The sequence below is a fragment of the Streptomyces sp. NPDC087300 genome (assembly GCF_044744425.1).
Taxonomy (GTDB): Bacteria; Actinomycetota; Actinomycetes; order Streptomycetales; family Streptomycetaceae; genus Streptomyces.
The window spans coordinates 307,363-328,640 of record NZ_JBIUYI010000005.1; the positions used below are offsets into that span (position 1 = coordinate 307,363).

18 protein-coding genes are annotated in these 21,278 nt (G+C 69.6%); 14 read left to right on the forward strand and 4 right to left on the reverse strand.

Annotated elements, in window-relative coordinates; translation table 11 throughout:
- Positions 1 to 243: 243 nt before the first annotated feature.
- Genes ACIO9J_RS21625 through ACIO9J_RS21660 form a run of 8 tightly spaced genes read left to right on the forward strand, consistent with a single transcriptional unit; the run spans position 244 to position 12,145 of the window.
- A complete protein-coding gene (locus ACIO9J_RS21625; RefSeq protein ID WP_402001797.1) occupies positions 244 to 2,877 on the forward strand; it encodes a lantibiotic dehydratase in 2,634 nt (877 codons plus the stop codon).
- Between the two features lie 48 nt (positions 2,878 to 2,925).
- Positions 2,926 to 4,311 carry a B12-binding domain-containing radical SAM protein gene (locus ACIO9J_RS21630; protein WP_402001799.1) on the forward strand — a complete coding sequence of 462 codons (1,386 nt, stop codon included), beginning with the start codon at positions 2,926 to 2,928 and terminating at the stop codon, positions 4,309 to 4,311.
- A 1-nt stretch (position 4,312) separates the two neighbouring features.
- A complete protein-coding gene (locus tag ACIO9J_RS21635) occupies positions 4,313 to 5,407 on the forward strand; it encodes an arginase family protein (protein ID WP_402001802.1) in 1,095 nt (364 codons plus the stop codon).
- On the forward strand, positions 5,404 to 6,456 hold the full coding sequence (locus tag ACIO9J_RS21640; RefSeq protein WP_402001805.1) for a hypothetical protein: 1,053 nt from the start codon (positions 5,404 to 5,406) through the stop codon (positions 6,454 to 6,456). Before ACIO9J_RS21635 ends, ACIO9J_RS21640 begins: the two co-directional genes overlap by 4 nt.
- Positions 6,456 to 7,391: a PHP domain-containing protein gene (locus ACIO9J_RS21645; protein WP_402001808.1), complete on the forward strand. Its 936-nt coding sequence runs from the start codon at positions 6,456 to 6,458 to the stop codon at positions 7,389 to 7,391. Before ACIO9J_RS21640 ends, ACIO9J_RS21645 begins: the two co-directional genes overlap by 1 nt.
- Positions 7,388 to 9,973, forward strand: coding sequence for a lantibiotic dehydratase (locus tag ACIO9J_RS21650; protein ID WP_402001810.1), 2,586 nt, complete (start codon positions 7,388 to 7,390; stop codon positions 9,971 to 9,973). Before ACIO9J_RS21645 ends, ACIO9J_RS21650 begins: the two co-directional genes overlap by 4 nt.
- Positions 9,970 to 11,244, forward strand: coding sequence for an MFS transporter (locus ACIO9J_RS21655; RefSeq protein WP_402001813.1), 1,275 nt, complete (start codon positions 9,970 to 9,972; stop codon positions 11,242 to 11,244). The genes ACIO9J_RS21650 and ACIO9J_RS21655 overlap by 4 nt, the downstream gene beginning before the upstream one ends.
- The gene (locus tag ACIO9J_RS21660; RefSeq protein WP_402001816.1) at positions 11,234 to 12,145 is read left to right on the forward strand and encodes a phosphotransferase; all 912 of its coding nucleotides are present in this window, start codon (positions 11,234 to 11,236) and stop codon (positions 12,143 to 12,145) included. The genes ACIO9J_RS21655 and ACIO9J_RS21660 overlap by 11 nt, the downstream gene beginning before the upstream one ends.
- A 60-nt stretch (positions 12,146 to 12,205) precedes the next feature.
- Here the strand turns inward: ACIO9J_RS21660 and ACIO9J_RS21665 are convergent, their stop codons facing one another.
- The gene (locus ACIO9J_RS21665) at positions 12,206 to 12,847 is read right to left on the reverse strand and encodes a DUF6461 domain-containing protein (protein ID WP_402001819.1); all 642 of its coding nucleotides are present in this window, start codon (positions 12,845 to 12,847) and stop codon (positions 12,206 to 12,208) included.
- Positions 12,848 to 12,947: 100 nt separating this feature from the next.
- Positions 12,948 to 13,610, reverse strand: a complete 663-nt coding sequence (locus tag ACIO9J_RS21670) for an O-methyltransferase (protein ID WP_402001822.1) — start codon at positions 13,608 to 13,610, stop codon at positions 12,948 to 12,950.
- 61 nt (positions 13,611 to 13,671) lie between these two features.
- Between ACIO9J_RS21670 and ACIO9J_RS21675 the strand changes: the two genes are divergently transcribed.
- From ACIO9J_RS21675 to ACIO9J_RS21700, 6 genes are all read left to right on the forward strand, one after another.
- Positions 13,672 to 14,319 carry a TetR/AcrR family transcriptional regulator gene (locus ACIO9J_RS21675; protein ID WP_402001824.1) on the forward strand — a complete coding sequence of 216 codons (648 nt, stop codon included), beginning with the start codon at positions 13,672 to 13,674 and terminating at the stop codon, positions 14,317 to 14,319.
- 391 nt (positions 14,320 to 14,710) lie between these two features.
- On the forward strand, positions 14,711 to 15,181 hold the full coding sequence (locus ACIO9J_RS21680; protein ID WP_402001827.1) for an MFS transporter: 471 nt from the start codon (positions 14,711 to 14,713) through the stop codon (positions 15,179 to 15,181).
- 86 nt (positions 15,182 to 15,267) lie between these two features.
- Positions 15,268 to 15,678 (forward strand): hypothetical protein, encoded by a 411-nt coding sequence (locus ACIO9J_RS21685; RefSeq protein ID WP_402001830.1) that lies wholly within the window; start codon positions 15,268 to 15,270, stop codon positions 15,676 to 15,678.
- A gap of 87 nt (positions 15,679 to 15,765) precedes the next feature.
- The gene (locus ACIO9J_RS21690; protein ID WP_402001833.1) at positions 15,766 to 16,548 is read left to right on the forward strand and encodes a phytanoyl-CoA dioxygenase family protein; all 783 of its coding nucleotides are present in this window, start codon (positions 15,766 to 15,768) and stop codon (positions 16,546 to 16,548) included.
- A gap of 372 nt (positions 16,549 to 16,920) precedes the next feature.
- Positions 16,921 to 18,720 carry a carboxypeptidase regulatory-like domain-containing protein gene (locus ACIO9J_RS21695; protein ID WP_402001836.1) on the forward strand — a complete coding sequence of 600 codons (1,800 nt, stop codon included), beginning with the start codon at positions 16,921 to 16,923 and terminating at the stop codon, positions 18,718 to 18,720.
- 383 nt (positions 18,721 to 19,103) lie between these two features.
- Positions 19,104 to 20,048 carry a hypothetical protein gene (locus ACIO9J_RS21700; protein ID WP_402001839.1) on the forward strand — a complete coding sequence of 315 codons (945 nt, stop codon included), beginning with the start codon at positions 19,104 to 19,106 and terminating at the stop codon, positions 20,046 to 20,048.
- Between the two features lie 49 nt (positions 20,049 to 20,097).
- Here the strand turns inward: ACIO9J_RS21700 and ACIO9J_RS21705 are convergent, their stop codons facing one another.
- Together ACIO9J_RS21705 and ACIO9J_RS21710 are read right to left on the reverse strand one after the other, a co-directional pair.
- A complete protein-coding gene (locus tag ACIO9J_RS21705; RefSeq protein WP_402001842.1) occupies positions 20,098 to 20,622 on the reverse strand; it encodes a DUF1877 domain-containing protein in 525 nt (174 codons plus the stop codon).
- Between the two features lie 120 nt (positions 20,623 to 20,742).
- On the reverse strand, positions 20,743 to 21,231 hold the full coding sequence (locus tag ACIO9J_RS21710; protein WP_402001845.1) for a TetR/AcrR family transcriptional regulator: 489 nt from the start codon (positions 21,229 to 21,231) through the stop codon (positions 20,743 to 20,745).
- Between the last annotated feature and the right edge of the window lie 47 nt (positions 21,232 to 21,278).

Genomic DNA, 21,278 nt, shown 5'->3' on the forward strand with positions numbered 1-21,278 from the left:
TGCCGCCGTCGACGCGCTGACATGACGAAGCCGTCCGCCACCGCTGCGTACTCACGGAGTCGGTGGCGCCCTCCGTGCCGAAGTTGTCCGCCACGGCGCCGTCGGGCACGAGGCAGCCGGCGCACACATGACCACCCCATTTTTGGCTTGAAGTCGGTGAGCCTGCGCCCATGTTGGAGTCGTCTCCTTGGATGACTGGCGTCACGCCCCGTCGCGGGCACTGAGCGGCCAACGGGAGCGGTCATGGACCAGCTGGGACAGGAGCAGGGCGAGACACGGCTTCAGGCCGAAGATCCCCTCGCCGACCGTCCCGACGGCCGCGACGAGTGGGCGCTCGCCCCGGTCATGCTGCTGCGGCACGCCGGATTTCCCTGCTCTCTCCTGCAAGAGGTCGCCGATTCGGCGGCCGCGCAAGCCGCGGACGCCGTACTCACCCGCTGCGATGCGGCGCTTCAGCTCGGGCAGCAGGTCAAAGCGTTGTTGCGCGAGGAACGCGTGGGCACGAAGGGGGACATCGCCTCCGGGGTGGGCATGCTGCGTCCCTTTCCGCCGCGGGATCTCGCGCGGTTGGAGGGGGACCTCGGCCCGGCGTCCATGGAGGTGGTCGAGCGTTACCAGGACGCGGTGCTGGCCCTGGACGGCGTGTGGACCGCGTTCGAAAGGGATCATGCCGCCGGGCTGGCGCGCGGACGGGAGACCGTCGTACGCCTCTTTCGAGACCCCGCACTCCAACAGGTGCTGCTCCTGTCGAACGACGCGCGCTTCGAGGAGTTCGTCGGCTGGATCGACGGTGGGGGAGAGGGCTCGGACGGGCACGTCAAACGCATGACCGACCTGCTCGCCATGTACCTCCAGCGGGTCACGACGAAGAACGAGACCCACTCGCACTTCGGCCCTCTCGCGGTGGCCCGAGTGGCACCCGGGACCACGGGGATCTCCTGGTCCACCGGTCCACTGCGGCGGGTCGCCTTCCTGAGCCACTGGGCAGGCGAAGCGATCGCGGAGGCGTTCAGCGGCCGCCCCGAGCTCTTCGAGACCGTACGTCCCCGGCGGCGCCCGCTCGTCTTCGGTGCGGGCCCGCACATCCGGCTGTACGCGTTCGAGACGCGGACGGGCATGCCGGACGACTGGCGCTTCGTCGAGGTGGCGGCCGGAACGCTCGACGACGACCAGTCGTGGGTGTGGGAGCGGTGTGACGGCGAGCGCACGGTGGCCCAACTCCGTGCCGCATGGCGGCGACGCGGCGGCGCTCCACCCCGCCGTACCTTCGACGAGGTGCTGCACCAACTGGTGTGCAATGACTGGCTGTTGGCGCGCTGGGAGATCCCTGTCGGGGCCGCCGATCCCCTCCAGGCCCTGAAGGGACACCTGGCGGAGGGAACGGCCGAGCTGACCGCGGTGCGGTGGTTCGCCGACACGTTGCGGGAGTTCGCCGACGGTCCGGTCGAAGAGCGTGCGGCACTGCTCGGCCGTCTCAAGAAGTCCTTCGAGGAGATCTCCGGGACCGCGGCCAACCGTTCCCAGGGGCTGCACTACGCCGATCGCAGCGTCCTCTACGAGGAGGCCTACAGCCAGGTCAGGAACATGGCCATCGGCCGGGACGTCGAGAACGTCATCGGGCGCGAGCTGTCCGTGGTCTACGATCTGACGCTCCTCGCGCCCCGGCTCCGGGTCCGCCGCGAGCAGGACATCCTGCACCGCTGGTTCAAGGAGCGTTTTGGTCTGGGGAAGCGCGTCGCTCTCCAGGACTTCTACGCCGGTTTCTTCGAGGACGAGCCGCGGCTGGTCCGAGAGTGCGAGGAAGTGGATCGGGACATCGCGACCCTCGACCGCGAGATCACTGCCGTACTGCTGGCGGGGACCAGCGGCGATCAGCGTGAAGTGGTCGTGGATCGTGGTCAGTTGGAGGCCTTGCTCGCGCGTCATCCTGCCGCGCCGCCGGCGCTGTGCAATCCGGACGTCATGCTCGCCGCACGGGACACCGACGTGCTCGCGCGGGGCGACTTCCTCGCCGTGGTGGGCGACTGCCATGCCGTCCGCGAGGCGCTCACCCACTCCAGTTTCGCCCCGCTGATGCAGGCCGAGGCCCCGGACCTGCTGGACGAGGTATACGCGCGATATCAGACCCTCCTCGACGAGGACGAGGTGCTGATCGACCTCTCCCGCGCGCATCCTGACAAGACCGCGGCCCAACTGACCTACCCCTGCCCGGACCTGGAGGTGCACGGGCTCTCCCCGAAGAGCCGGGACGCCGTCCTCCAGCCGCATCAGCTGTACGTCGTGGCGACCGCCGCGCGGCTGGAGCTCCGCGCCCGGGGAGTCGAAGGCAGGCTGAAGCTGATCGCCCCGCTCGCGGGCGGACCCAGCATCCGCCAGGACCCGTTGTCCCCGTTCGCCTTTCCCCGGCACTTCGGCGGCGTCGGCCTACGTGCTTTCGGCCATGACCATCTGCCGCGCATCCGCTGCGGTCGCATCGTGCTGCACCGGGAGCGCTGGCGCATACCCGCCGACGTCTTTCGTGGCTGGAGCCCAGGGACGCGCCCCGCGAAAGGGGACGCGGCCGAGTTCGCCGCCGCGCGCAAGCTCCGTCGCCGACTGAGCCTGCCCCGCCACGGCTTCCTGAAGATCCCCGGCGAGCCGAAACCGGTGTACGTCGACTGGGAGTCCCCTCTCCTGGTCAGACAGATATTCCGGCTCGCCAGGAGACCGAGCCCTCCTCTGGATTCCCCCCAGAACTCTCCGCAGCAATCCCCCCTGAACTCCCCCTTGGAATTCAGCGAGATGCTCCCGTCGCCGGACCAGCTCTGGCTCGACATCGACGGAGAGCGTCGTACGAGCGAACTGCGCTGTGCGGTCTTCTCCCGCGGTTCCAGCTGACCCCTCCACTTCGAGGATGCCCCATCATCATCGAGCAAAGGGACGACCATGCCCAAGAGCTGCATAGTCCAACTTCCTTTTCCCTCCAGCCATGACCCGGACCCCCACCTGTCGAGCTACTACGACGACTACGACCGGCGATTCCGGGAGATGCTCCCCGAATACTTCATCCCGTCCGACGGGTTATGGGAGATGCCGCTGTGGGTCGCCCATCTGACGGCCCTGCTGGACACCGCGGGCATCGAATCCGTCTTCCGTGACCTGTCGAAAACGCCGGCGGAACCGGACGTCTGCTGCGAACCGCTGAGGGAGGCGACGGAACCCGGCGATCTGATCCTCATGTCGCCCCTGGCGCAGAACTTCCGCCTCGCGCTGGACGTGGCCAAACACCTGGAGCACGCGGGGCGCCATGTCGTACTCGGCGGGAACATGGCTCCACTCGCCCCGAGCGGTTCCGTCCACGCGGTGCACCGCGGCCAGCTCGACGCCACGTTCGTGCGCACCCTCGTGGGCCTCGCCTCCGGAGAGGGCGGGGACCTGGAGAAGCCCCTGCTGCCCGGCCTCGTGGCCGAGCGGATCACCTGGGCGCCGGACTACCGTCATCTCGGCGGGTACGAGGGGCGGGTTCCGCTGCTGCGGCTCAACGCAAGCCACGGTTGCCTGTACCAGTGTTCTTTCTGCGGAGACGCGTGGAGCAAGCAGCTCACCCTCGTCGAGAAGGACGTCCTCAAGCAGGAAGTGGACGAACTCACCGCACGGTTCCCGGATACGCGGCTCTTCTACATCGGCGACAAGACATTCGGCCAGTCACGCGAAGCGGTCGCCAATCTGTTGGACGTCTTCCGCGACCGGCCGGGCTACCGGTTCATCGTGCAGACACATGTGATGCAGGTGAAGGACTGGATCGTGGACGCCATGCGGGAACTCGGCGTCGTCACCGTGGAACTCGGCTTCGAATCGGCCGACTCACAGATGCTGAAACGCCTCAACAAACTCTCACGTGGACTCGACGACTACACCACGAAGATCCACAAGTTGAGCGACGCCGGTCTGAAGGTCGTGCTCAACATGATGGGCGGCCTGGACGAGGAGACGGAAGCCGCACACGGTCAGACCGTGGACTGGATGCGGGCGAACAGCTCGGCGCTGTGGCTCTTCAACCTCTACAACTTCGTTCCCTATCCGCTCACCCCGGACTTCCCGAGGCTGCGCGAGCGGATATTCAACTGGGACTTCGCCGACTGGCGGGAGGACCTGCCCGTCGTCTACCGGCCGCAGCACCTGACTCCCGAAGCGAGTTGGGACCTGTTCCGGGAGAAGATCGCCGCCGCGCACGACATCATCCGCACCCCGACGACCGTTCCCACGCGCCCCACATCCCCTACGTGCTCCACGTCCCCCACATCCCCCACGTCCGCTGCGCAGGAGAAGTGACATGACCGAACTCCCCGACTTCGAAGCGCTGCGGAACAGCGTCAAGGCCGAGGACTTCGAGGAGGACCCGCTGCCGGGCTGGGCCGGGGTCGCGACGCTCTTCGGAACCCCCACCACGCACGCCGACCGGGTGGACGTGGGGGAGGACGGCTGGGTGGCGTCCGGCGTCGCCTTCGACGCCACCGCAAGCTCCCGCCCGGGAGCCGCGGAGGGGCCCAGGGCCATCCGTCAGGCGAGCCTGGTCTTCTCCAGCTATCTGACGAGTCTGGGCCAGTGGCGGATGCTGGACACCCGCACGGGCCAGGCGTTCCGCTACCGCGCTCCCCAGGTCGCGGACGCCGGTGACCTGCACGTCTATCCGACGGACACCGTGCGGACCTTCCAGGCCGTCGCGGCGGAGAGCCGCCGGCTCAGCCGGTCGGCGCCGCGACTGATCTTCCTCAACGGTGACCACTCGTGCACGTTCCCCACGTTCGCCGGTTTCCGCGCCGGGCGGCTCGAACGCGGCGCGGGCCGCGTGGGGTTCATCAACATCGACCACCACTTCGACTTCGGCAACTGGAGCACGCTGCACGGGCCGCTGTACCACGGCTCCAACTCCCGCAGGATCAGCGAGATCCCCGAGATGCGCCCGGAGGACATGGCCTTCGTCGGCGTCGGCGACGTGACCAAGTACGACCAGTACCGAGGACTGATCGAGCGCGGCTTCCACATCGTGCCGGGCTCCCAGATCGTCAGGGACGGCGCCGCCGCCGCGCTGCACCCCCTCATCGAGGAACTCGGCTCGCGGTGCGACACGGTCTACGTCTCGCTGGACATCGACGTGCTCGACAGCGCCGCGGCGACCGGCACCGGGCACGTGACCATGGGCGGCATCTCCAGTGGAGACCTCCTCGACGTGTACGAGGAGCTCCGCGCGCTGCCCGTCGGCGCCGTCGACGTGGCGGAGGTCGCCCCTCGCTACGACCCGTCCGGCGGTACCGCGCAGATCGCCGCGCGCCTGCTCTTCGAGTTCCTGTTCCGCACCGAGTGCGTCCCCTCCCAGTTCGCGCCCTGGTCCGACGGCACTCCCGGCGACCCCCTGGAGCACCAGTGAAATTCACCCCCACCGAGGCCCAGTTCGACTGCACGGCTCTCGTCTCCGGGCCGCGGGACCGGCGCGAGCGGGCCCTTGAGGACCTGGCCGGCGCGGCCGTCCACGTCATCCACCGGGTCGGCTTCGCGGTGTTCCGCATCGGCCGGCTGCGCCTGGGCGTCGAGGAGAGCCGCCGGCTGTCGACGGCCCTGGCCGAACGGATCCGCGCGGCGCTGCTCGCCCGTGGCGCCCCCGCCGAACTGCGGCTGGAGATCGACCGACCGCAGCAGACGTACGTACCCGAGGGCTTCTCCACCCGGACCCTGCTGCCCCACCACGACGGACAGCACTGTTCGTACCTGACGCCCAGCCTCCATGACGCGCCCGAATGGCAGCCCGCCTGGCGGGAGTTCGGCAGCTCCGGTTACACGACGACTCCCGCGCACAAGATGTACCAGGGCATCTTCCTGCCCGACGTGGGGGAGGGCCTGAGCGTCACGACGTACTACGACTGGCTCGGTGTCATCGACGACGTGCTCGACCGGCGCGGAATCGACGCCGGGGACGATCGGCCGGCCTCGGCGGCACGCTGGATCGGCGACAACCTGCGCCGGGGCCTTGAGCGCCAGCCGGAGCACGGCTGCGCCTACCCGTCGTTCGGGGCCATGCTCGGGCTGGTGGAACCCCTGTGGCACGGCCTGTCCTTCCACCACGGTGAGGCCGTGCTCACGAAGGAGGAACGGGTCCGCTACCCCGCTGCCGTGCCGCTGGCCCGGAGCTGTGCCTGTGGGACGTGCGAGGGCGAGGCGGCACGTCTCTTCTGCCACCAGGTGCTCATGGCCACAGGCCTGACCTGGGCGCAGTTCCGTCGCCGCTGGGAGGTGTGCGCACCGGGCGAGCAGTGCGACCTGCTGTTCGGCCACAACCTCACCCTGCTCCACGGCGGTCTGGCCGGCGGCCCGGGGCGCGTGATCGAGCCGCTGTGCCTGGTCGTGGACACCCCGGCCGGTCCCGCTTACGAGCGATGGCTGGCCGCGTCCTGGCGGCGTGCCCTGCCAGGGGCGCATTGATGCGGGGGACGTCCGCCACGCTCGCCACGCCGGTCGACCTGCATCTGCACACGCGGCACTCCGACGGGGACGAAGCCCCCGCCGAGCTGGCGCGGCGCTGTGTCGACGCGGGGCTGCGCGTGGCCGCCGTGACGGACCACGACACCGTGGCCGGCATCGCCGCGTTCGAGCAGGCCGTCGCCGGACACCTCGGCGTGATACCGGCCTGCGAGATCACCACCACCTGGCGCGGCGAGGAAACCCACTGCCTCGCCTACTTCGTCGACCCCCATGACCTGCGGTTCCAGCAACGGATCGGTGGCATCCGCGACGCCGAACTGACGTGGTGGCGCACCTGGACCGACCGCGCGCAAGCCATCGGAGTCCCACTCACCTGGGACGACGTCGTACGACGCCTCGGCGGCCACCGGGTGGCCTACGTGGGCGACTATCTCGCCCTGCTCCTGGAAGCGGCGCACGGCGATCCGAGGTTCGCCGACTACACGACAGCGGCGTACGACCGGCTCGTGGCCGACTGGTGCCGTCCCGGACGGCCGCTCCACGTGGAGCATCCCGAGATGCCCGACGTGGTCGACGTCCTGTCGTGGATCGAGCAGGCGGGCGGGGTCGCCGTCCTCGCCCACCCCGGTCGGTTCGTGACGGGCCTGGACGGTGCCGCGTGCGAGGCGCTCCTCGCGCCGCTGCGGGCAGCAGGACTCGCCGGGCTCGAAGTGTGGACGAGCTGGCACACGCCGGCCGACAGCGGCCGGCTCGCCGAAGTGTGCGAACGGCTCGACCTCGTCGCGACCGCCGGGTCCGACTACCACGGGGTGCGGGTCAAACCCTGGGCGCCGCGGCCCGGCCTGCTGCCCGCGCTGCCCGCGGACCCCCTGGCCGTCATCGACGCGCTGCACGACCGCCGTCCCGTCCACACGACCACGGAGGCAGGGCTGTGACGAGCGTCAACGAATCCCGGACCGGCACGAACCCGCTCACCGGCGGGGCATGGAGACTCGTACCGATCGTCGTACTCCGCCAGGCGGGCTTCCCGATGGAGGTGCTCGACCCCCTGGTGGACACCGCCTCCGTCGACGAGGCCCGCGCCCTCCTGGAGAGCAGGGCGCGGCTGAGTTCGTCGGCGCGGGACCTCAAGCCGGTGCTGCGGCAGCACCGGCTCCCCGGCTGCCCCCAATCGGCGTCGCGCGTGGGCCAGTTGCGGCCGCTGCCCGGACGTGAACTGCGGCGTGCCACCGGGGCCCTGCCCGAGGAAGCGGCGCGCACCCTGCACACCTACCAGGCGTACGCGGAGGAGTTCGTCAGGGAACAGGGCGCCTTCGCCGCCCGGCACCGCACCCGTCTGGACCGCGCGAGAACCGCCGTGGCCGAGGCGTTCGGCGACGAGCGCCTGCGGCAAGTGCTGCTGCTGTCCAACGATGCCGCATATCCGGAGTTCGCCGCATGGCTCGACACCTTCCGGGGAGAGCCGGGTCGGCACACCCGCAGAATGACCGACCTGCTCGCGATGTACCTCCAGCGGGTGGCGACGAAGAACGAGACCCACTCCCACTTCGGACCGTTCACCGTGGGCCGGGTCGGGGCCGCGCCGGGCATCGCCTGGGCCGCGGAACGGGAGCTGGAGCGCCGCACGCTCTTCAGCCACTGGGCCGCGGAGAAGCTCGCCCAGAGCGCCGCCGCGATGCCGGGCCTGCTCGACTTCGTACGTCCGCGCAGGCGCCCGCTGTCCTTCCTGCGCGACGGCCGCATCGACCTCTACGCGTTCACCACCCGGGACGGCCTGGACACCGAATGGAACTTCCAGCACCTCGGCGGCAGGACGGCGACAGCACACGAGCAATGGCTGTGGCGGCGCTGCGACGGCGAACGGACCCTTCGCGAGCTGCGCGCGGAGTGGCACGCCGAACTCGGTTCCCCCACCCCCGTCCCCTTCGAACAGGTGCTGAAGGAGATGGTCGCGCGTGAATGGGTGGTCGCCGAGTTCGAGATCCCCGTCGGCGACCATGAGCCCCTGGCCGCCCTGCGCCGCCAACTGCTCTCCGCGCCACCGGAACAGGCCGCACCGATGCTCTCGGCCATCGGACACTTCGAGGAGGACCTGGCCCGCTTCGCGACGCTGCCCCTCGCCGAGCGTCCCGCCGCGCTCGCCGCGACCAAAGCCAGGTTCGAGAAGCTGACGGGAACCGCCGCGAACCGCAACAGCGGCCTGCACTACGCCGACCGGAGCATCCTGTTCGAGGAGGCCCACGGCGAACCGGCCGGCCTGACCATCGGCCCGGACATCGCCCGCTTCATCACGGACGAACTCTCCATCGTGTACGAGACCGTGCTCGCACGGCCACGGCTGCGCATGCGACGCGAACTCGCTCTGCTCACACGCTGGGCGGCGGAGCGCTTCGGCACCGGAGTCGAAATCCCCCTGGACCGGCTCTACTCGGAGTTCTTCCGGGACCGGGGCGCCCTCGCGGAGAAGTGCGCGGCCGTCGAGGCCGAACTGGCCGCGCTCGACCGGGTGATCGCCGACGCCCTGCTGGGGGCGGGGGACCTGGACCGGCCCGAGGTCGTCGTGGCACGGGACCGGATGGAGGCGATCCTCGCGGCCCGGCCCCGTACACCTGCGGCGGTCGTCGATCCGGACGTGCTGTTCGCCGCCGCGAGCCGACGGGATCTGCGCGAGGGCCGGTTCACCGCGGTGATCGGAGACTGCCACGCCGTCCGGGAGGTCATGACCCACACCAGCTTCGGCCCCCTGGTCCAGGAACGCGCCCCGGAGCTGCTGCCGGAGGTCTACGAGGGCTATCAGTCGCTGCTCGACGACGGCGAGGTCCTCGCCAACCTGTCACGCGGCCACCCGGACAAGTCCTCCACCCAACTCATCTATCCCTGCTACGACTTGGAGGTCTACGGACGCTCCGGGCAGTCGCGTGACCGGGTGGTGCAGCCCTCCCAGCTGTACGTCGTGCTGCGTGCCGGACGGCTGGAGCTGCGCGCCCACGGTGTCGAGGGCAGGCTGCGCCTCATGGCGCCCCCGGCCGGCGGACCGAGCATCCGGCAGGACCCGCTCTCCCCGTTCGCCTTCCCGCGCCACTTCGGCGGGGCGGGACTCGACGCCCCCACCCTGAGGCACATCCCCCGCATCCGGTGCGGTCGCGTCGTCCTTCAGCGTGAGACCTGGCGTGTCCCCGCCGCCCGGCTGCGCGGCGCGGCCGCCTTCGACGGCCCGGCGGGGCCGACGGGCGGGGAGGAGGCCGCGGAGTTCGTCGCGGCCTGTCGGCTGCGCGCCGACCTCGGCCTGCCCCGGCACGTCTTCGTCAAGGTCCCCGGCGAGCCGAAGCCGATCTACGTAGACTGGCAAGCTCCGCTCCTGGTACGGCAGTTGTGCCGACTGGCCGGACGGGAGGATGGCACGCTGGAGATCTCCGAAATGCTCCCGACGCCCGACCAACGCTGGTTGCGCGTGCGCGGTCAGCGCTACACCAGCGAGCTGCGGTGTGCCGTCTTCTCGCCGGGGGGCCCGAGGTGAGCGCACACACCACGTCCCGCTTCAGCTCCGGCTACCACCGGGTGATCGGCGCCGCGGCCTCGTCGGCGGTCGGCGACGGCATGCGTTTCGCCGCCCTGCCGCTGCTGTCCGCCGCCCTCCTGGACGACGCGTTCCAGGTGTCCGCGGTCACCGCGGCGACGACGGTGCCCTGGCTGCTCTTCGGCCTGCCCGCCGGGGCGTACGCCGACCGGTTCGAACGCGCTCGCCTGATGGTCGCCGCCGACCTGCTGCGCGCCCTGACGCTGATCGTCACGGTGGTGCTGCTCGCCTGCGACTGGCTGACGTTCTGGCCGCTGCTGACCGCGGCGTTCCTGCTGGGCGTCGGGGAGGTGCTGTTCGACTGCGCGTCCTTCGCGCTGCTGCCCAGCATCGTCCCCAAGGAGCGCCTTGAGGCGGCGAACGGCCGGCTCTTCGCGGTCCAGACGGGGGGCCGTGATCTGCTGGGACATGTGCTCGGCGGGGTGCTCTTCGTGGCGGGCAGGGCGATACCCCTGCTGCTCGACGCACTCTCCTTCCTGACGTCGGCGGTGCTGCTGACCGGCGTGCGCGGGCCGCGCCCCGAACGGTCCACGGCCAGGCCGCGGCTCCTGACCGACATTCGCGAGGGCCTGGTCCACGTGCTGCGTGACCCCCTGCTGCGCGCCCTGACCGTGTCCGCGGGCGTCATCAACGCCGTCTACCTGGGGCAGATCGCCGTCTTCGTCATCCTGGTGCGCGACGTGCTCGAACTCCCGGACGCCGCGTACGGCGTACTGCTGGCCGCCGGAGCCGCCGGGGGAGTGGTCGGCAGCATGGCCGCGAGCCGTATGACCGCGGCGCTGGGCCGGGTCCCCACCTTGATCGGCAACCTGGCCCTGATGGGCGTCGGCGGCCTGGCGGTAGGGGCGACCGACAGCGTGTACGTCGTCGCCGTCGGATACTGCGCCGGCGGATTCGGCCTCATGGTCTGGAACGTCGTGGCCGTCTCCCTGCGGCAGGAACTCATCCCGGACCGCCTCCTCGGCCGCGCGACGGGCGTGTACCGGCTGTTCGCCTGGGGGACGATGCCCCTCGGCGCGCTGATCTTCGGCTGGCTGAGTACGTCGACGGGGCCACGGACGGCCTTCGTGGCCGGCGGCGCGGTCACCCTGGTGATGTGCCTGCCCATCGCTCTCACCCTGATGAAGGACAGCAGAGTGGCGGACAGCGGAGCCAAGGACGAAAGACTCACCGACGACCCCAAGACCCCCGAAGGTGCGCATGACGAGTGAGCGGTTCGCCGAGTTGGACAGCCTGGCCGAACGGTGGGGCCTGAGCGGCCTCGAACTGGTCGGCAAGGGCCTTGAGTTCTCCGTCTACCGGGCGCAGGGGCGCGACGGCCTCCCCGTCGCGGTACGTCTCGCGCACCGGCGATTCGACTCGAACGCCAACGACCCCCATGTGGACACCCGGGCCCTGCTCCTCCAGGAGTACGAGATCGCGCGCCACCTGGCCGCCCACGGCCTGCCGGTCGCGGAGGCGAAGGAACTCGTCCTCGCGGACGGGCCGTCATCTCCCGACGTACTGCTGTCGGCCTACGTTTCCGACGACGGTTCGGACCTCGACTCCTTCGCCCTCGGGCAGCTCCTCGCGCGGCTTCATCAGGTGCCGCCGCCTCGCCTTACACCGGTCGCGTCGGAGGGAGTGCCCACGGCGAGCGCGCTCACCGCACGCATCGGCCGCCGCTGGACCGAGATCGGCCGCTTGGTCGACGACTGGCCCGACCCGCCGCCCGTGCCCCTCATCGCCGCACACCTCACCGACCGCACCGAGGAGCACCTCCTCCACCTCGACGTACGCAGCGCGAACATCCGACGCCGCGAGGGCCGGGCGGTGGCCCTGCTGGACTGGTCGAACGCGCTGCTCGGACCCCCCACGCTGGAGTTCGGCCGCCTGATCGAGTACGCCCGGTACCCGGAGAACGAACTCGACATGACAGCGATCCGCAGCGGCTACGAGACAACGACAACGCTCCCGCCCGACAGCGATCCGGCCCTGTACGTCTACCGACTGGATGCCGCACTGATGCTGGCTCTGGTCTTCCTCTCGGAGGCGCCGGACGCGAGCAGGGGTGGGGCGGCGGCTGACCATGTGCGGGAGTTGGCGGGGAGGGTGGGGGAGCGGTGGGGGTGAGGGGGGTGTTGAGCAGCACCGCGCCAACATCCATCGCCGAACCCTAGAGGCTCCTTGAGGTCACCAGGAGGACGGGGGCGAGGTGCGGGTGACTACGGCAGGGAGCCGTCCGCTCTCGATCAGCTGCCGTGGTAGCGAAAGCCCGAAGTGCTCACCGGCGACGATCAACACGCGGCGCTTCTGTTCGAGCGGCGACGTCTCTTCGTCGTCGCCGAGCAGGTCGTCGATGGTGTCCTCCGGCGGGGTGATGCCAGCCGCTTCCAGCGCGGGGCGCAGCAGGTCGGGCCGGGCTCCGGCGGGGTCGTAGCCGAACCCCAACTCGAAGTGCAACCGCACTTGGCCGTCGGCGAGGTAGGTGAAGAAGGAGGGCGGGTCGTCCGGCCGCGGGTCGAGGATCAGTACCTCGGCGCCGCGGGACGTCGCCGGGTCCAGGGTCCAGCCTTCGCTGCCGCCGCACTCCACGATGAATGACCAGTCGCCGCTCTGGCCGATGCGGCCCACGCAGTAGATCTGCGAGAGGTCGACCATGCCGCGGGCTTCCTGGCTGGTGAGGGCGGGGCCGACCTCGACAGGCTCATGGTCGGCCATGCGCTCGGCCAGCTGTTCAGGGCCGAGGCCGCGGGCGCAGGTGATGTACAGATCGGGGGCGCTCGGGCTCGTGCCGCTCCAGGCGTCGGCGATCCACGCCAAGCCATCGGACATCGCTGCCTTCTCCTTCCGGTTACGGGTACGTGACTTCCGTGCGGGTTACGGGTACGCGACGCGGCCGGATCAGCCGCCGGCTGGCGAGTATCCGCCGCCCTCAAAGGCGGCAGCTGATCTCCATGCCGTCGTCGACCGGGAACGTGACGCTCTGGTACCCGTTCCGCGGGTCGCGTACGTAGTCGAGGCACGGGGCCAGGGCCGGCAGGTCCACGTCGTCGGTCACTACGAGGGTGCCCGGTGCGAGGCGCGGTTCGAGCAGGCGCAGTACGGGCAGGCACAGGTCCTTCCAGCCGTCCAGCAGCAGGAAGTCCACCGGGCCTTCCAGTCCGGCGAACGTGTCACGTGCGTCGCCTTCGAGGACGGTGATCAGGTCGTCCAGGCCGGTCTCGGCGAACGTGCGGCGCGCGGCGGCGATTTTGTCCGCGCTCAGCTCCGAACTGATCACCCGGCCCGCGCCGTTGTCGCGTACCGCCGCGGCCAGGTGGAGCGTGGAGATCCCGAAGGACGTGCCGAACTCGACGACGGTCGCCGGGCGGGCGGCCCGGACCAGGTTGTAGAGGAGCTTCCCGCCGTCGGCCGAGATCGGCATGTACACCTCCGCGTTGGCGTCCGCCAGCTCCTGCGGGGTTGCCGAGGTGAGGGCATCGGGCCGCGCGGCCATGATCCGGTCGCTGGTGGCATCGTCCTCCGCCGCGCGGGCGAACATCGCGTCGAGAGCGGCGGCTACGCGGGGGTCTTGGAGCGTGTTGGTCTGCGTCATGAAATCTAGAGTAGACGCACCGTTGCGTTGCGTCTAGGAGTCGGTGACTTACTCTTGCCCCGTGACGGCAGACATGGATCGAGGGAACACGGTGGCCGAGGGCACCGGCGCGGACCGGGCGGCGCGGCAGCACCACGGCAACCGGCACGGGCGGAGCGAGCAGGCTCGACAGGCCGTACTGGAGGCCGCCGACGGCCTCTTGGTGGAGAAGGGCTTCTCCGGCGTCACCATCGAGGGCATCGCCACCAGCGCCGGGGTCGCCAAACAGACCATCTACCGCTGGTGGAAGACCAAGACCGACATCCTCCTGGACGCCTTCCTCCAGGACGCGACGGAGGCCCTGACCCCGCCCGATCGCGGCGACCTGGCCAGGGATCTGCGCGCCCACCTGCACCAGCTGGCCCGGTTCCTCACACGGTCCGACGCGGGCGCCGTCTTCACCGCACTGCTCGGCCAGGCCCAGCACGACCCCGCGTTCGCCGCCGTCCTGCGCGCCCGGTACCTCGACGAGCAGCGCCGCCGCGACCGGCTCCCTCTGGAGAACGCGGTACGCCGCGGCGAACTCCCGGCGGACGTCGACACGGTGGCCGAGGTCGACCAGCTCGTGGGGCCGATCTACCACCGCGTCCTGGTCACAGGCGATCCCGTCGACCGGGCCTTCACCGACCTGCTCGTCGACAACTTCCTGCGGCGTCATCTCATTCGGTGAGCCGACGCGGTGAGCCGACGGCACCCCAGCCGTTCCCCGCGCCCTTCGACGAGGCGCGGACGCAATATCGGTTGTACGGGGGGTGTGAGGGTGTCGTACGGTGAATGAGTTCCTGTGCCGGCGCTTTCAGCGGCGGCGTTCGGACTCCCTGCTCCGCGATCTTGAGGTGATTTCATCCACCAGGCCCTGTAGCCGTCCGCGTTTCCCCGCGTTCTGATTCTTCGAACGTGTCCGGGGGCGGACGTCGCGCCGGCCTGAGTTGCGTCACCCTCCCCTCGCGGTTTCCTGTTGTTCCCCGGGTGCAGCTCTGCCGTCTGCCCCGGGTTTCGTGTTGTCCGGCCCCGGTACGGCCGACGGCGTGCTCCCGGATTCCTTGGATCAGGAGTCCACCTTGCTTTCCTCCGCACTCGACGACGAGCCGCAGCACACCACGAACCCGGCGGCTCACACCGCCTCCCTCGGCGCCTCCAAGATGGCCCTGGCCGCCAGGATCGCCCTGGTGGTGGTCCTGGTGGCCGAACTGATGGACGTACTGGACCAGTCGGTCGTCCTCACCGCCATCCCCACCCTTCAACACTCGCTCGGTGCCACACCGGCCGCCGTGCAGTGGCTGACCGCCGGCTACGCGCTGACCCTCGCCCTGGGCCTCATCACCGGCGGCAGACTCGGCGACACCTACGGGCGGCGCAGGGTCTTCCTCATCGGCACCGCCGTGTTCACCCTCGCCTCACTGCTGTGCGGCCTCGCCACCGGTGCGGGCACGCTCATCCCGGCGCGCGTCCTCCAGGGCGCCAGGAGCCGCGGTGATGATCCCGCAGATCCTGGCGACCCTCCACGTCACCTTCGACGCCGCCGACAGTAGGCACCGCAGCCGGGCCTTCGCCCTCTACGGCGTGGTCCTGTCCATCGGCGCCGTCCTGGGCCCGGTCCTGGGCGGCGTGCCGGCGGGTGCCGCAGACCGGAGCCCTGTTCGCTGTCGCCTCGATGACGCTCTACGGGCTTGAGATCAGCAGCCGACAGGCCGACCTGACCCTCCTCACGATGGCGGTCCCGCTCCTGCTGCTCGGTCTCGCCTTCGGCGCGATCGGCGGACCGCTCGCCGACATGTCCCTGGCCGAGGTCCCGCACGAGAACGCCGGTTCGGCCTCGGGCCTGTTCAACACCGCGGTCCACCTCGGCATCGCCCTCGGCACCGCGCTGACCGCCCTGGTGTTCTTCTCCGCCACCGGCGGATCGCCCGACGCCGCGGTCAACCGTGACGCGTTCACCGGCGTGCTGTGGTGGGTGGGCGGCGCCTTCGCCCTGATGTGGGCTCTGATGTTCTGCCTGCCCCGCCGCGCGAACGGCCGGACGGGTTGATCCCCCCCCGGTACTGCCGCCGCACCCGACAAAGGCGGTACGGAAGGTATCGGGCAGCCGGAGCCGGTGTCGCCGCAGCATGGAGACATGGATGACACGACCTTGGTATCCGGGTTCCTCCGCGACGGCTTCGTGAAGTTGGCGGGTGCCGTCGCGCCGCGCGTGGCCGCGGACTGCGCGCGGCTGCTGTGGCGGGAGACGGGCTGCGACCCGGACGACCCGTCGACATGGACGCGGCCCGTGCACTGGGTGGGCGGCATGGCGCAAGGACCGTTCGCCGCCGCGCCCAACTCCCCGTATCTACACCACGCGTACGACCTGCTCGTCGGCGCGGGGCGCTGGGAGCCGCGCTACTCGCTGGGCACGTTCCCGCTGCGCTTCCCGCACGAGGAGGAGCCGGACGACGCGGGCTGGCACATCGAGGGGAGCTATCTGCCGGAGGGGGAGAGCTGGTCCTTCACGAATCTGCGCTCCCAGGGACGGGTGCTCCTTATGCTGTTCCTGTTCAGCGAGGTCGGAGAGGAGGACGCCCCGACCCGGATCCGGGTCGGCTCACACCTCGACGTGCCGAAGATCCTTGAGAGGTACGGGGAGGACGGAGCCAGCGGACTGACCCTCGCGCCCGATCTGGCGGCGGCATCCGATCACCGGCCACTCGCCCTCGCCACCGGATCCCCGGGCGACGTCTACCTGTGCCACCCCTTCCTGGTGCACGCCGCGCAACCGCACCACGGGGTGCGGCCGCGCTTCATGGCCCAGCCGCCGCTGATGCCGGCCGTGCCGTACGAATGGGAGCGGGCGGACGGCGCGTACTCGCCCGTGGAGATCGCGATTCGCCGGGGTCTGGGACGGGACACCGCTGGCCTGTAGGGGGACAGCACCGGCCGCCGTGCTGGGCGTCAACTCCAGCCGTTCTTCCCGCAGTTGAGCCGTCCAGTACGCCAATGGGGCGATGTGTGCATTGTGCCGCTGAGGCTACTTTGAGTTTTCTTGGGGCTTGCTCATCAGATCATGGACGGGGGAGCCATGGCCTGTTACCCGGAATGTGGTCCCTGGTGCACGTGCGTCGATGACGTCTGCCGGCCGCTGCCCGTCGCCATCAACGCGGTACGGCTGCGTACCCGGGACGGGCGCACGATACGCCCGCGAGTGCCAGGCGTGGCCTCCGTGCTTGAGGCGACGACTGCGCCCGCCCCTGAATGGGCGGACGTCTTCCTCCTCGTAGGGCCCTCTCGCTGGCCCATGAGCAGCGGTGACACCGTCGTCCTGCTCGCGTGTACAAGCAACTGGGATCCGTCGACCTACCGTGTCCGGGTCGAACACGGTACGCGGACAAGTCAGCCGAGCGACCCGCATGACGGGACACCGCTGTCGTACTACGTGATGGGCGGACTGGACACCTGGGTGTGGGCCAGCACTCCGTTCACGCCGGGATTCCCCGCGTACAAGGGGGACGATCCCATGGAGTGGGAGTTCACCGTGCTCACCGCCGCCGGCGGCCGGGTGCCCGCGGGGGGCGAGATCTCGTTGCGGATCGGGCAGACCCGAAGCGACGAGGGGCCGTACTACTTCGCCGTACCCGATGGCCAGGACGGTGCGACGCTCACCGGGGCCGGCATCGTTCCTTTTGGCGACGACACGGCTTTCGAGGCTCAGTTCGTCGAGATCCGCGCCGGCCTGGGGGTCCGTCCCCGAGACATCACGTGCCAGCGATGTGCCGCAGTCGTCGGCACGGTGACGGGAGGCAGCGGCAGGGAGCCGGTCGAAGGCGCACGGCTGATCTCCAGCGGAAGCGCGCTGAGCCCGTATCACCCCATGACTGCCACAGCCGGGTCTGACGGGACGTACCGGCTGTCCGACCCGCACCGCCACAGCTGTGTCCCGGAAGGGCAGCTGACAGTTGTCGCCACCGCGGATCGGCACCAGGACACGGCCGTGACGGTGAACGTGCCCGAGCGAGGCAGCGTGACCGCGGACGTCTTCATGCCGTGCACCAACGTCCGGGGCGTCGTCCTGGAACAAGTCGGCAGCAGCCGGCTTCCGCTGCCGGGAGTCGAGGTCGAGCTCGTGTACCCCAACAGCGCCGACCCGCTGGACATCGCCGTAACCGACCCGGTGAACGGGACCTTCACCTTCGAGTGCGTTCGGCACACCGACGTGCGCCTGTCCACCGACGGCGCCACGCCGGCCACCGTGACCGTGCCCGCCGCCGGGGTTCAGGGAGTGACGCTGCTGGTGAGCCGCGCCTGTGCGCGCGTCGAAGGAACGGTACGAGACCAGGGTGGCAACCCGATCGAGGGGGCCACGGTCACCGTGATCACAACCCCTTCTGGCATCTACCAGGTGAGGACGCAGCTCGATGGCACCTACGCCATCCCTCGGGTGTGCCTGACCGGACTACAGCCGATGAAAGCCGGCAAGCCCGGATACATCAGCTCGGGCGCGAACCCCACCCCGTCCCTTCCCGCCTCCGGCACAGTCGTCGTCAACTTCGTGCTGCGGTCCTCCCAGCCGACGCCCAGCCCCACTCACCTCGTCGACTGCACGCTGGCCTGGGGGGCGGCTGCTCCCGCGCCCCGCGACCTGGACTCCCATATGAGTGGCCCGGACCCAGCGGCCGCCGGCGCCCGGTGGCACTGCTTCTTCCCGCCGCCGACCCGGAGTCCGGTCTCCTTCGTGAAACTGGACACGGATGACACGGACTATTCAGGGCCGGAACACATCGTGGTCAGTCCGCTCGCTGTCGCCGGAAGTCCCGACCGCATGGTTCCCGGTGACTACCACTACTGGGTGCGGAACTTCAGCGCTGAACAGCCCTTCACCACTTCGGACGCGAGGGTGACCTTCCTGGTGGACGGCGCGACGCTGGCCCAGTTCTATGCCTCGCAGGCCCTGGGAGATCCGGCTGAAGGCGTCTGGCGCGTCTTCGACTTCACCGTCGCTGCTGATGGCTCGGTGAGCCTTGCCCGTCTGAGGTTCGCCGGCCAGACCGCGGCACATGGCTATTTCATGCCAGATCGAGGCGATGCGACTCCTCTGTGAGCTCTGTGAGCTCTGTGAGCACCTTCCTCCGAAAGGGGGCTCGATGCGAGATACGTCGGACCCTGTCGTCCCGGGATCGTTCGAATTACGCGGACGGAAATTCAGCGGGTTGGAGGTCCTTCCGCACGGGGAGGCGCAGCTTCTCTACTCCGGCCTCGTGCGTTACGCCAACTCCTGCGGGTGCGGTGCAGGTGCTCTTGGTGTGGCTTTCGCGGGGCTCCTTTACCTGCTGGGGCTGCCACTTCTACCGACGATCGTTGCTGCGGTCGTGGGTGGTGGCGTTGGCAAGTGGCTCGGTCTTTGGTGGGCAAGGCGACGCTTCGACGCCGTCGCCCGCAGGCTTGAACAGGCCCTGCACGCGCAGGCGGAGGGGTAGGAGCGTCATGGCCGTGTCGTGCCAGGAGCAGGCAGAACGTGTCGAGGAAAAGGTCCTGCAGCCTATCGATCGATGGGTGGATCAACAGGAACAGAGGTGTCGGGACGAACCTTGCAACTGGTGGTTGCTGTGCCTCAACAAGCTCTTCTGCTGGTTGGTCGTCGTCGTGGTCAAGGTGACCCTGTGGGTCACCACGATCGTGGTGCGCTGGGTGTACCGGACGGTGTGCACGGTGGTCATGGTCATCGTTGGCGTGGTCGTCCTCGTTTCTGGTAACAGTGACGTACTTCTCCAGGCACTCAAAGATCTATGGACGCTGGCCAAAGACGCGTTCTACTCGGCCACCGGCGCGGTCATCTTCGGCGGCCTGCGGATTGTGGACGTCGTACAGACCCTGTTCCGGATTCAGCCGACGAAGCGCCGGTTGACCAAGCGTGAGCGGGAGCTCCTCTGGCCGATCTTCCGGGATTCGCTCGCCTATGACGCCATCGGGCTCGTAGTGGGGTCAGCCGGCATCCTCACGCTCTCTGGACGTGCCTTCACCATGGGCTTCACCATCTACCTGCCGACGTACAGCGAGCAGACGTTGGTCCATGAGTGCGTCCACACGTGGCAGTTCCAGTTCGGCGGGTTCAAGTACGTGGGAAACTCGGCGTTTCATCAACTCGACAGCCTCATGTTCAACCGGGGCTACAAACCGTACGACTGGCGGCCGCGCATCGACGCCGGAGATTCCTGGTTCCGTCTGCGCAGCGTGGAGGCCCAGGCACAGTTCATCGAGGACGTGTACGCGGCCGGCATCTTCGATTTCTCGGACCGGAAAGTACCGGACGACACAAGCCCCGGAGCATTCTTCCGTGAGGACGCCTCGGGGGTGAATGCCTTTGTCGTGGGCCGAGTCTCGTATACACAGCAAGCGAACGACGCGTGGCGCATCCTGCGCACGAGGTAGCCGGTACGTACGCGACCGCTTCAACAAGCCGATCCAACAGGCAAAGGGATCAGTCCCACCAGAGCACGATGAGCAGGTGCCGCCGGGCCGCGTCGAGGTAGAAGTCGCGCAGGGCATGGAAGTGCCGCAGCAGGTACTTGTTCGGTCCGCCGACGATCTCGTCCGCCCCGTGGCCGATCAAGGAGGCCGCCTCGGTGTCGTCCGCCGGTAGACCAGCCAGGATGGCTGGCATGTCGATCTGGCCCAACAGGCGCGCGACGAGCGTCACTTGCTCCACGGACAGGGCCGTGGGCGGTGGTCCGAAGGGGGCGATGGCGTGTGGGGGTGCGTTGAGGAAGTCGAGGTCGATGGTCGTGTCGCCGGTCGTGGCCTGGCGGAGGGCGTTGAGGTGGACGGGGTCGAGATCCGCCAAGTCGCAGACACGTTCCAGCAAGGCCGGTGCCCAGTCCAGGTCCAGGATGTCCGCCGACGGTGGGTCCCAGCGGGGGTTCCCGTCGCGTGACGCTCCGGCTGATGTGCGGAAGGCGGCGAGGTAACGCGCCTCGACGCGGGCGAGTTGCTGGGTGACGGCCATGACGGCAGTATCCCGATGTATCCCAGCCACCTCCGCGACGAGCCGACCCCCGTCGGCGTGGAGGGTGGCCCCGAAGCGCCGGTGCCGCAGGTGCGCAGATGCCGGCGCGGGCGCCTCGCGTCAGATGTCGCTTGCCAGCGCTCGCAGTTCGGTGACCACCTGCGCGCCGGACGGGGCCCGCTCCGGATCCACCAGCCACTGCAGCATCAGACCGCCGAGCAGCGCGAGCGGCACCGAGCCGCCCATCCCCTCCCGGCCCTGCCGCTGGCCTTCGGCCAGGTGGACGCGTACCTCCGGCAGCCGCTCCGCCATCACCGTGGCCTCCAACTGCGCCACCCACAGCGCCCGATGAGTGGTGAAGCTGTCGATCAGCGCCTGCCAGCGTTCCTGGGGTCCGCCCGCCGAGGCGAGTCCCAACTCGTCGCTGAGCTCGTCCACCGCCTCCACCAGGCCCTGCGTGAGCAGCGCGTCCTTGGAGCCGAAGTGGTAGCCGATGGCCGCATGGCTGACGCCCGCCGCGGCCGCGATGTCGCGGACGGTGGTGCGGGCCCAGCCGCGTTCGATCAGGCACTGCTTGGCGCCCGCCAGGAGATCTTCTCGGTTGCCCATGGCACGCAGCATAGCCGTGACTTGACCAAACGGTTGAACCGTTTGGT